General features: G+C 69.0%; 12 protein-coding genes. 1 reads left to right on the forward strand and 11 read right to left on the reverse strand.

All coding sequences use genetic code 11. The features are described from left to right. Positions 1 to 442 (forward strand): 2-oxo acid dehydrogenase subunit E2 (locus tag VEG08_00245; GenBank protein HXZ26406.1); only part of this gene is annotated, 442 nt, incomplete at its 5' end. Between the two features lie 163 nt (positions 443 to 605). Here VEG08_00245 and VEG08_00250 read toward each other — a convergent pair. The 11 genes from VEG08_00250 to VEG08_00300 form a co-directional block, all read right to left on the reverse strand. Then, entirely contained in the window at positions 606 to 962 is a 357-nt protein-coding gene (locus VEG08_00250) for a hypothetical protein (protein HXZ26407.1), read from the reverse strand. A gap of 95 nt (positions 963 to 1,057) precedes the next feature. After that, a complete protein-coding gene (locus tag VEG08_00255) occupies positions 1,058 to 1,540 on the reverse strand; it encodes a glucosaminidase domain-containing protein (GenBank protein HXZ26408.1) in 483 nt (160 codons plus the stop codon). 13 nt (positions 1,541 to 1,553) lie between these two features. Next, positions 1,554 to 1,790, reverse strand: coding sequence for a hypothetical protein (locus VEG08_00260; protein ID HXZ26409.1), 237 nt, complete (start codon positions 1,788 to 1,790; stop codon positions 1,554 to 1,556). Continuing rightward, on the reverse strand, positions 1,787 to 4,111 hold the full coding sequence (locus tag VEG08_00265; GenBank protein HXZ26410.1) for a hypothetical protein: 2,325 nt from the start codon (positions 4,109 to 4,111) through the stop codon (positions 1,787 to 1,789). The genes VEG08_00260 and VEG08_00265 overlap by 4 nt, the downstream gene beginning before the upstream one ends. 44 nt (positions 4,112 to 4,155) lie before the next feature. After that, entirely contained in the window at positions 4,156 to 5,139 is a 984-nt protein-coding gene (locus VEG08_00270; protein ID HXZ26411.1) for a hypothetical protein, read from the reverse strand. Next, a complete protein-coding gene (locus VEG08_00275; GenBank protein HXZ26412.1) occupies positions 5,136 to 5,636 on the reverse strand; it encodes a hypothetical protein in 501 nt (166 codons plus the stop codon). The genes VEG08_00270 and VEG08_00275 overlap by 4 nt, the downstream gene beginning before the upstream one ends. Positions 5,637 to 5,691: 55 nt before the next feature. Beyond that, positions 5,692 to 6,111: a hypothetical protein gene (locus tag VEG08_00280; GenBank protein HXZ26413.1), complete on the reverse strand. Its 420-nt coding sequence runs from the start codon at positions 6,109 to 6,111 to the stop codon at positions 5,692 to 5,694. Positions 6,112 to 6,114: 3 nt separating this feature from the next. Further along, positions 6,115 to 6,744: a hypothetical protein gene (locus VEG08_00285; GenBank protein HXZ26414.1), complete on the reverse strand. Its 630-nt coding sequence runs from the start codon at positions 6,742 to 6,744 to the stop codon at positions 6,115 to 6,117. Positions 6,745 to 6,834: 90 nt separating this feature from the next. Then, a complete protein-coding gene (locus tag VEG08_00290; protein HXZ26415.1) occupies positions 6,835 to 7,806 on the reverse strand; it encodes a hypothetical protein in 972 nt (323 codons plus the stop codon). 116 nt (positions 7,807 to 7,922) lie between these two features. Beyond that, positions 7,923 to 9,002 (reverse strand): hypothetical protein, encoded by a 1,080-nt coding sequence (locus VEG08_00295; protein ID HXZ26416.1) that lies wholly within the window; start codon positions 9,000 to 9,002, stop codon positions 7,923 to 7,925. A 545-nt stretch (positions 9,003 to 9,547) separates the two neighbouring features. After that, positions 9,548 to 10,228 (reverse strand): phage portal protein (locus VEG08_00300; GenBank protein HXZ26417.1); only part of this gene is annotated, 681 nt, incomplete at its 5' end.

The raw sequence follows: 10,228 nt of genomic DNA on the forward strand, positions 1-10,228 counted from the left end.
CTACCACCGCAACATCCACCTGGGCGTGGCGGTCTCGCTGGACTGGGGGCTGATCGTGCCCGTCATCAAGAACGCCGAGGAGAAGAACTTCCTGGGATTGCAGCGAGCGATCCTGGACCTGGCGGAGCGGGCGCGCGCCAAGAAGCTGGCCCCCGACGACGTGGCCGGCGGCACCTTCACCATCACCAACCCCGGCAGCTACGGGCAGATGTTTGGGCTGCCCATCATCCCGCAGCCGCAGGTGGCGATCATGGGCGTGGGCTCCATCAAGAAGCAGCCGGTGGTGGTGACCGCCGAGGACGGAAGCGACTCCATCGCCATCCGCTCCATCTGCCACGTCTCGCTGGGCTACGACCACCGCATCGTGGATGGCGCCGTGGCCGACCAGTTCCTGGCGTTCGTGGCCAAGTACCTGGAAGGCTGGAACGAGGATATCGGGTAAGAACTTCTTCGCCGCGGATGGACGCGGATTTTCGCAGATAAGAAAAAAGACGGCAGGCCGGGTGGCCTGCCGTTTCATTTTGCGCGAGTTGGCGAAGCGTTACTGGGCCTTGAACCACACGGAGTCGTTCAGGCAGCCGACCACGCCCTCGATCAGCAGTTCATCAGTCGCCCAGGGAGTTGAGCAGGTCCGCGAAGCTGGAGGTGATCTGCGTCACCGCCTGCGTAAAGAGCGCCTGGTTCTTGATGCTTTTGCCGGCGAAGGGCGCGGTGTGCTGGATGATCTGGGAGACGAAGGGCACCGCGGCCTTGAGCTTTTCGCTGCCCATCTTCGCGTCTGCGCCGTAGGCGGCGGCGAACATCTGTTCCACGGTCACGATCACGCCGGCGATGTTGGAAACGTCGGTGATCACTGCGGGCGCCGCGGCGCCGGGGATCAGCGGGGCGATCAGCGGGATGATGCCGGTGGCCACGCCTGCGATCTTGAGCAGTACCTGCCCGAGTTTCTTGAGGAAAGTCATGGTTTTTCTCCAGTGGAGGGATTTGGAACTTGGTTGGACTGGACGGCGTTGGCGGCAGCGATCAGCAGTCAGCGCTCGGCATTCAGCCGCACCGGTCAGTGGCTGAGTGCTGATCGCTGCGTGCTGAATGCCTGGTCGAGCTTGTCGAAGCCGTGCTCGCGGTAGAGGGTCAGCAGCTTCTGCGCGTAGTCCGGATCGGTGGCCCAGTGGCGAGCCAGCGCGCGCAGGAAGGCCTCGGGATCGCGGGCCGCGGCGCGGGCCTCGGCGTAAACAGCCAGGCGGGCGAGCAGGCGGTCGCGATCCGCGAAACAGGCCTCGATCGACTCGTAGCGCGCGAAGTAGGCGCGCATCTTGACCGCGGCGCCGCCCTGCACCTCGGTGGTGGGCAATTCGATCCAGGGCAGGTCGCCGTGCGCCTTGATGCCGAAGTAGTTGTGGGCGAGGCGCGCCAGTTGCGACTGTCCCCAGGCGCTCTCCAGCGCGGCCTGGGCCACGGTCACCCCCGGGGGAAAGCCGCTGACCGCCGAGGCCGCCTGCGCCGCCGCGGTTGCGGTCGCGATGAATTCTGATCTGGTCAAGGACCGTTGCCCTCTATCTGCGGAAGTAATCCATGGCCAAGTGGGCGATGGTCAAAAGCACGGCCAGGACCGCGCCCACGCCGGCGGCCTTCTGCACGTAGGCCTCGTGGCGCGCCACCCGCTCTTCCAACTGGGAGATGAGGCCGGGAGTGCCGTTGCCCAGCAGCCAGCGCAGGTGGGCGCGCACTTCGGACAGGCTGCTCTTCACTTCGGCGAGTTCTGACAGGATGCGTTCTTCGAATTCGCTCATAACGGGTAGTCCAGGTGCAGCGCGGTGGAGTAGCGGGAGTAGCGCGGCGGCGAGGCGGTGTCGTACTGCCGCAGGTAGTAGTCCTGGATGCGGGCCAGCCGCGGCAGGGCGAAGCTGCGGCTGGTGAAGCGGCCGGCGAGGTTGCGGTCGCTCTCCTGCCCCCAGCCGTAGTCGCTGCGGCGGACCTCGAAGCCGCCGCCCGCGGGCGGATCGGTTCCCGCATCGATGGTGATGGTGGTCGAGGAGCAATCGGTGATCTCGGCGTCGGGCAGGTCGGCGATGAAGCTGGCGCCTGCGGTTGCGGTGGTGGCGGTGACGTCGAGCGGCTCATCCAGGCGCGCGGGATCGAAGTCGAAGGCCAGGGGCGCGGCCGCGTCGTTCGAGACGCGCAGGGTGTAGCGGGAGCGGTCGTGCTCGGGATCGGCGACCTCGAGCGCCACCTCGCGCACGATGGCGGAGAAGACCGCCCCCTGCGAGGGAGCATCCACCGTGACCGCGTCGCCGGGGAAGACATCGCCGGCGGGCAGGAAGTCGCTCCACACCTGGTATTCGCCGGCCCAGGCGGGCTGGGTGGAGTCGTCGAGCAGGGCCAGGGCGGCGTTCTCGCAGTCGGCGCTGGTGAGGGGAGCGGGCGCGGCGAGGTTGCGCACGGCCCCGCGCACGCCGTCGTCGCCGTTGTGCGCCAGCGCGGCGATGCTGGCGGGGTCGCTGATCCGCGCCAGCGCGCGCGCCTGCCCGCGGTAGCGCACCGCGATCTTCTCGCCCTGGACCGGCGGGAAGGGCGAGAAGAACTGCAGTTCGGGCGTGGAGTACACGCCGCACTCCGCGCCCTCGGAGATGGCGCCGGCCAGGCGCGTGCGGTAGCCCTGCCCGGGGATGGCACTGCGCACCTCGGCGTCCACCATGCGCACCACGCGGGTGAAGGCCAGGGCGCAGTGCAGGCTGCGCGAGTTCACCAGGACGTAGGCAACATAGGCGGGCGCCGCCAGCACGCCGTCGAAGAGCACGATGGAAGGCGCAGCCAGCGAGCCCGGATTGGCGGGATCGATGTCGTGGACCTCGAGCACACAGCGCACGGAGGCGGCGACGGTCCCGCCACCGCGCCCGCTCCCCGCTGGATGCGCGGAAGAATGGAAGACCTGGCGCGCGCGGAAGAGTTCCAGACAATAGAGCCGCGTGGCGAGCGCATAGCGATGCCCGGCGACGGTGGTGACGGGCGTGCCCGTGAGCGCGCCTCCGACCAGCGCCTGGATGGCGGACTGCCCGCCCGACGGAGTCACGCGGAAGCCGGCCAGGCAGTTGGCCAGCACCGGGCTGCCGCTGTAGAGGCCGCCCAGGATGCCGTCGGAGGCGGCGGTGAAGTTCACCTCGCCGTGCTGCAGCAGGAGCACGCCGCCGAGTTCCACGTTCTCCGCGAAGGCCACGGTGGTCTGGCCGTCCACGCCGGTGCCGCCCGCGACCTGCAGCTTGCCGCTGCCGACGGAGAGGGCGGAGGCCGGGTCCGCGATCTGCCAGCGCGTGGCCGCCAGCGCCGAACCGGTGTACTCCTCTTCGGCGACGGTTGCGCTGTAGCGCGTGAAGGGGACATGGGAGAGATCGAATTGCAGCGTGAGGCCGTCACCCAGGAAGTAGTCCTTCACATAGGCGCGGGGCTCGATGCGCCCGATGACGGTGATGTCGTTGACGATCTGGCCGTCGGGGTGAAACTTCAGGTCGGCCGTGGCGAAGCCGGGCGCGGTCTCATCGAGCGTGTGGACGGTCGCGCCCACGGGCTGGAAGACGAGCGCACCGTCGTGGGCGCAGTAGCTGGCGCGGGCCAGCAACCCCAGCTCGGCGGCGTGCTCGGACCAGGTCTTCTGCGGGCTGATGGAGAACCAGGGCAGGGTGGCAGCGTCGGCCACGGCGCTGGTATCGAAGGCGCCGGGGAGCAGGTCCTCGGCGAGCTGCTTGAGGGCGCCGCCGGCGGTGCGCGCCACGAAAGGAGCGCGCGCAGGCAGAGTCTTGCGGTCGAGCAGCGACTCGTCGCTCAGCGCCACCAGGCTGTAGCGATAGACGGGCCCACGCGGGCCCCAGCCCAGATACTCGTGCTCCAGGGGAGCGGCCGCGTATCCGGTGAAGAGCTTGGAGCCGTCGCGCCGCGCCAGCAGGACGCGCGCGCCCGCCGCCGGCACCACGAATCCGGGATCGGTCGCGACCAGGGCCGCGCGCAATTCCGCCGGGCGGTTCAGCCGCCGCAGGACGCGCGCCGGAGGTTCGGCACCGAGCGCGGCGGTGTAGTCGAGCGCGCCGCCGCCGTCGAGATTGTCGATGGTCAGTTGCATGAAGATTTCACCGCCGAGATCGCAGAGATCGCAGAGAAAGAAAATCAGTACAGCGCAGCGGTCGCCGCCGGGAAGTAGGAGCGGTAGCAGACCACCTGCTCGCTGTCGTTGATGTCTTTGTAGGGCAGCGCCAGGAAGGCGGCGTGCAAGGCGCAGCCGGAGATGGGCGCGGCCACCTCGAAGACGGTCTCGCGCGCGGGCGCGGCGCTTTCCAGCCGCGGGTAGTAGAAGCAGACGCGCCCGCCCGACTCTTCCGCCAGCACGAACAGCGCCGACCACTGCTGGAAGAAGGAGCCGCCCTCGCGGTCCACGAAGGCAACGACTTTTTGCACTTGCGCTCCGGCGGGCGGCGCGCCTCCCAGCAGCGGCTGCGCCAGGATGAGAGCAGTCGAGGTCTTCGATTCCACCCGGCCCAGGTTGAAGGTGACGCGGCGGATGTAGTGGGGATCGAGCAGTACCTCGAGCGGATCGCGCACATAGGCGGCGGCGATGCCGCTGCCCACGTGCCCGGTCTGCTGCTGGTAGTCGAGGTCTACGGCCACCAGGTCGCCGGTGGCGAAGGCGTCCACCGTGCCCGAGCCCAGCACGAGCTCGCCGGCGGTCGAGCCCGGCTGCACCGCGACGGCCGAGAGCGGCACGCCGCCGGACGGTTGGGGCTCGGAGTTGAGGTCCTCGGCGAGCACATTCATGTGCTGGGAGCCGCCGGCCAGCGCCATCTGCAGCTTGCCCCACTCCTGGAAGTCGAACTCCACGCGCGCTTCGAGCTGGGCGCGGAACTGGGCCGCGGCCGCGCCCTTCGACCCGGCGCGCAGGCACTCGCTGCGGGTGGCGGGCGTGCGCCGGAAGTTCTCGATCCAGCCCACGCTCACCCAGGGCGCCGGGGGCACGTCCAGGGGGAAAGCTCCGTGCTTACCCGGAGCGAAGATGGCCGGGGTGCCGGCGTCGCGCTCCACAGGCGCGAAGTAGGCGCGCAGCCGGCGCGCTAGCGGCAGCATGGGCGGACGCTGCGAGTAGGATGGCGAACTCATGGCAGCTCCACCTCGAGGAAGAAGAAGACGGTGAGCGTGGCCTGACGGCGCATTTCTCCGCCGACGCGCTCCACCTCGCCCAGTTGCGGCGAGGTCCAGAAGACCTGGGTCCCCAGTGGGGCACAGGGCGTCTGGGTGTGGTCGTGCTTGGCGGCGCAGTGGGGCGCGCAGATCTCCATCAGTTCACAGTCGAGCGCGCACAGGCAGCGGCTGCGGTCCACGCCGCTGGTCTCCTGGCTGCCGGCGGTGCGGTAGCCGATGGCGCACTCCAAGGTGAACAGCGGACGCGCCGCGCCCTGCAGGGTCTTGACCGGTTGCGCCGCACCCCAGGCGAGATAGAAGGCCTCGGGCAAGGGTGGCGCGGCAGTGACCGCCTGGTTGTCGGCGACGATCACGGCGGGGCGGGTGACGCCGTCGATCACCACCGTGCGCGCGGGATTGAGCGCCGCCAGGCGGTCGCGCAGGGTCACGTAGAAGCTGTCTTTGGCAGGTTGCATAGCGAGCCTTCAGCCGTCAGCCGTCAGCCGTCAGGCAAGGCGGCGGCGCGGTGGACTACGAGGTTGCGGTCACGCGGTAGAGATAGGCATTTCCGGCAAAGGTGTCGGAGGTGAGGTTGACGATGCGCCAGAGCTTGCCGGCGAGCACCAGGCCCAGAGCGGCGGCGAAGAGCGCGTCCGCGGAGTCGTAGCCGCGGCGCTCGATCTGCTCCTGCACCGCCGCCGCCGAGATCAGGACCTCGACGCGCGGCGGCGCGGCCTGCTGTCCCGCGGGCAGCGAGCGCACCAGCGCGGGCTCGAGCGCGACGTCTTCGATGAGCGGCGAGGCCAGGCCCAGGTCGGCGCTGCCGGGCTGCGATCCGACGGGCAGGCGCAGCAGCACGGCGCCGCCGCCCAGCGAGCGCAGGAAGACCTCGGCCGCGCGTGCCATGGAGTGGCCGCGGGCGGCATCGTAGGAGAGGGGGAATCCGGGCATGGCTCACTCCAGCTTCTGCGCCACGTAGGGCGCCAGCCAGGCGCGCACGCTGGCGTCGATGAGAGTGTCGGCGAAATATTCCAGATGCATCTGGTCGAGGGTGCCGGCGCGCACGGTGAGAGCGGGGGTGGCCTGGGCATTGCGCACGATCTGCGCGCAGGCGCACTTCACCGCTTCCGGGACCTCGCTGAGCCCGGCGTGGTAGGTGATCTCCACCTCGTTGAAGGCGAGGCCCAGCGGATTCGCCGGCAGCGTGATCTCGCCGGAGTCGGGCGCGACGTCGAGCGCGGCGACGTCGAGCGCGGTCCAGCTTCCCGGCAGGGAGAAGGCCAGGGCGACGTCGGCGGCGAGTTCGCCGCCGGGCACGCCCTCGCCGCGGCGGGGGAGCGCGTAGCGTCCCCGCGCCGCGACGATGGGCGTGGTGGCAGGCGCGACCGTCGCCAAGGGGAGGTAGGAGAGGCGAACGGCGCCGCGCCCGGCGGCGAGGCGCAGGCGCTCGGTGTACTCCGCCACCGCCAGGGTGGGACGGCGGCAGTGTGCGTCCACCAGCGCGCTGGCCGCCGTCACCCAGGCCTCGGGCGTGGTGGCGGGCAGGCCGTGCGCCTCGTATTCGGAGGGGTCGAGATAGATCATGGTGAGTTCCCGGTTCCCAGTTCCCGGTCCCCAGTTGGCAGCGCCCAGCATCCTTCGAACTGGAAACTGAGAACCGGGAACCGGCAACTGCTAGCGGTTGACGTTGATTTTGTAGTGGGCGTAGGCGGCGCCCTTGACCACCACGCCGCCGAACTTCACCACCACCATCTGCGAGGCCAGGCTGCCGGTCAGCCCGAGTTGGAAGACGCGCGGGCTGGGGTCGGTGAGCCAGTGGTACTCGATCATGTCCTCGCTGACGATGTAGGCAGGCAGCACCGCCGAGCCGCTGCCGGGGGTGCCGGTGTAGCCCAGCGCCCACTCCGGGATCAGGGGCAGCTCGCCGGCCTGGGTGGAGAGCGTCTTCACCGTCAGCCCGCCCACCACTTCCGTGGTGGAGAGCACGACGTTGAAGGCCTGCTTCATCTCGCGGTCGATCAGGTCGAGCAGGACGGGGTTGGCGTAGACGGCGGTGGGGCGCACCTCGAAGGAGGAATTGGCCACCATCGCGGCCACCACCGCCTTGATGCCGTCCACGATGCTCTCGCTGGTCCCGACGGTGTGCAGGTTGCCGCCGTCGGCGATCTGCGCGGCCGCGCCGTAGTACTCCAGCGTGGTGGGCGTGGTGAGCGAGGTGTCGTTGCCGTTCCACAGGGCGACGTCGTGGGTGCGCAGCAGGCCTTCCACCGCGTCGGCCAGGTCCTTGGCCTGGAGGAAGGCGAACTGCGCCTGCTGCGCCCCCACTTCCAGGTCGAAGAGGTTGTAGTTGATCTGCGAGACCAGGGCCTTGAGCGGCAGCGAGCGCTCGGCGCGCGTGGGCGAGCCCACCGTGGCCACGATGTTGCGCGGGTCCACGAAGGCGTTGGCCATGGCCGGCGAGACGATGGCAGTCTGCTCGAAGAAGCGCGAGGGATGCCCGGTGGCGGGCACCTGCTTGATGCGCTGCCCGAAGGCGCCGCGGCGGCGCACGATGTCGGTGATCTCGTTCTGGTAGCGGTTGACCTCCACCGCGCCCGGCCCGAGGAAGTCGGCGGCCGCGTGCAGGTCGATGAATTGGGCGGTCATAGTGATGGGTGCTCCTGAGTGTTGGGATTGGGTTGAGTCGTTGGTCGTTCGTCGTTGGTCGTTGGCCGGCCGCCGAAGACCGACGACCGAGAGCCGACGACGCGGGATGGATCGAGTTACTCGATCCATCCCGCCCGGGCCATCTGCGCTTTCACCGCGATGCGCTGCTCCACGCTGAGCGCGGCCAGGGTCTTGTCCAGAGTCTCGAGGTCGATGGGCCCGGCGGTCTCCACGCCCTGCTTGGCCAGCAGCGCGGTCACCAGCGGCGGCAGGGTCTTGCGGGCGACCGGGTCGCCCGAGGGCTTGGCCTGCGCCTTCAGCTCGGTGTTGGCGCGCTCCAGCTCGGCGATGCGGGCTTCCATTTCCTTGCGGGCGCCGGCTTCGCTCTCGTCGATGGTGGCGATGATGCGGTCCACCTTCTCGCAGAGAGTCTCCTGCTGGGCGTCGAGGCGGGTAAGCGCCTGGTTGAGCGCCTCCGCCGCGGCCGCCAGCCGCTCTGAATTGGCGACGAATTGCTGTGTCAGTTCTTCGGTCATTTGTTCTCCTGAGAGGCAGTGGCCGGTGGTCAGTGGCCAGTGGCCAGAGTTGCTTGCTGACGTCTGACGTCCGACGTCTGACGTCTGCAGTTCGATCCAGGTGTTGCGGTACGCCGCCTTATCGCGGCGCAGGATGGCGGCGCCGGTGAAGGTGACCTCGGCGAGCCGCCACACCGGGGCGCGCGGGTCCTCGATGCGGGCGTCGGCCACCTCGTAGGACATGCCCAGGCGGCGGCCGCCGGCGCGCAGCTCGCGCACGATCTCGGGGAAGTCGCGAGCGAAGAGGTAGCCCTGAACTTCAAGCGCGGCCACGGATTCCCACGGATCGTCACGGATTGATTCCCTGTTCTTGATCCGTGTTGATCCGTGTTCATCCGTGGCTGGTCTCTCGACGATTTCGGCGCTGGTGATGATGCCCACCTTGCGGCGGGCGTCGTGGGCGTCGAGCGAGGGCGTGTAGTCGAGGCCCATGCCCAGGAGCGACGGCAGCGCTCGTTCGGCGGCCTGTCGGGTGAGCAGCACGCGATGGCCGCGGGCGCCCGCGGGCGGGCGGTCGCTGGGCGTGTCCACCAGGGTGAGCACGCCGCGGAAGGCGAGCCGGTTGGGATGCCGAGACACCTCCGGCATCTCGATCGCCATGGAATCGAGGTCAGTCGTCATTGCAGATCTCAGAGGTCAGATTTCAGATTGGTTAGGGCTAAGGTGTGGTACCGTTCCCGGATGCTCGGCTTGCGGCCTTGGCACAAGAAGTTGCTGCTGTCAGAGGCGATCGCGGCGGCGATTGTCCTGTATGGCTACTCGGCGCTCACGAGCCAGGCCGGCGGATTCTGGCAGCTACTGGCTTCGGCTGTGACTGGAACCGCACTGCTCTTGCCCGGGTTATGGCTCCTGCGCCCGGGCCCTGCCGACTCGCTCGCCCCGGCCTGCCTAGTGACGGCGGCTGTCTACACGCTGGGAATCTTCGCGTTGCTGAGCCTGTCCAGTGCACTTCTGAAACGCATCCTGGCGAGAGCCGGGAGCGTCAGCGAACTAGAGCACAACGACTCACGTCGCTATCTCCGGTAGTCCTCGCATCCGCCGCACCTCGTTCACCGTGAGCACGTCATCAATCTGATGGCGTCATTCTGGGCGCGCGCGCCGCGCGCGAAGAATCTCGCGTGGAGTGGGTCGGCACTGCGCGCGAGATCCTTCGGCGCTAAAGCGCCTCAGGATGACGCCCTCGTAGTGGCCGGGATCTCGGGCAACCCCCGCATGCGTCGCACCTCGTTCACCGTGAGCACGCCGGTGCGCAGCAGGATCTCCTGGATCTGGGCCTCTTCCATCTCGTTGCGCGCGTCCACGTCGGTGAAGACGAATTCCAGGTCGCCCCAGCCCAGCTTCTTGCCGATGGCGTCGCGGGTGAGGTGCTCGGCGAACAGCCGCGCCGTGGGCACGATGGCGGAGCGGAAGGCCAGGTCGTTCAGCTCGGCGGCGGTGGAGCGGTTGACATCGTGCTCCAGGCCGAGGAAGAGCGGAGGCAGATCGAAGGCGTCGGCGATCACGCGCAGCAAAAACTCCTGCCAGGCCAGGCGCAGGTCGGCGTCGGTGCCGCCCCCGAAGCGTAGCACCTCGGGCTTGGACTCGACCGAGAGGATGGGCACGCGCCCGGTGCCTTCGATCTCGTCCTGCCACCAGCGGATGAGGCGCTCGTGGTGCGCCGGGCTGAGGTCCTGCAGCCAGAGCGCGTACTGCACCACGGTGTTGGAGGCCAGGCGCGCGGCGTAGCGGTAGGCGCCGAGGAAGGCGTTGATGGTCTCGAAGGCGACCTCCAGCCGGCCCAGTCCGAAGGGCGTGTGGGTGCGCGGGTTCAGGCGGATGTAGATGAGTTCGTCGTCGGCGAGCGTGAT

This window comes from Terriglobales bacterium (assembly GCA_035624475.1).
In the GTDB taxonomy this organism is placed as follows: Bacteria; Acidobacteriota; Terriglobia; order Terriglobales; family Acidobacteriaceae; genus DASPRL01.

Excerpts from the sequence above, each read along its gene's own strand:
- VEG08_00290 (HXZ26415.1), bottom strand. The coding sequence starts at position 7,806 with ATGACCGCCCAATTCATCGACCTGCACGCGGCCGCCGACTTCCTCGGG.
- VEG08_00275 (HXZ26412.1), bottom strand. The coding sequence starts at position 5,636 with ATGCAACCTGCCAAAGACAGCTTCTACGTGACCCTGCGCGACCGCCTG.
- VEG08_00285 (HXZ26414.1), bottom strand. The coding sequence starts at position 6,744 with ATGATCTATCTCGACCCCTCCGAATACGAGGCGCACGGCCTGCCCGCC.
- VEG08_00265 (HXZ26410.1), bottom strand. The coding sequence starts at position 4,111 with ATGCAACTGACCATCGACAATCTCGACGGCGGCGGCGCGCTCGACTAC.
- VEG08_00280 (HXZ26413.1), bottom strand. The coding sequence starts at position 6,111 with ATGCCCGGATTCCCCCTCTCCTACGATGCCGCCCGCGGCCACTCCATG.
- VEG08_00270 (HXZ26411.1), bottom strand. The coding sequence starts at position 5,139 with ATGAGTTCGCCATCCTACTCGCAGCGTCCGCCCATGCTGCCGCTAGCG.
- VEG08_00295 (HXZ26416.1), bottom strand. The coding sequence starts at position 9,002 with ATGACGACTGACCTCGATTCCATGGCGATCGAGATGCCGGAGGTGTCT.
- VEG08_00250 (HXZ26407.1), bottom strand. The coding sequence starts at position 962 with ATGACTTTCCTCAAGAAACTCGGGCAGGTACTGCTCAAGATCGCAGGC.
- VEG08_00260 (HXZ26409.1), bottom strand. The coding sequence starts at position 1,790 with ATGAGCGAATTCGAAGAACGCATCCTGTCAGAACTCGCCGAAGTGAAG.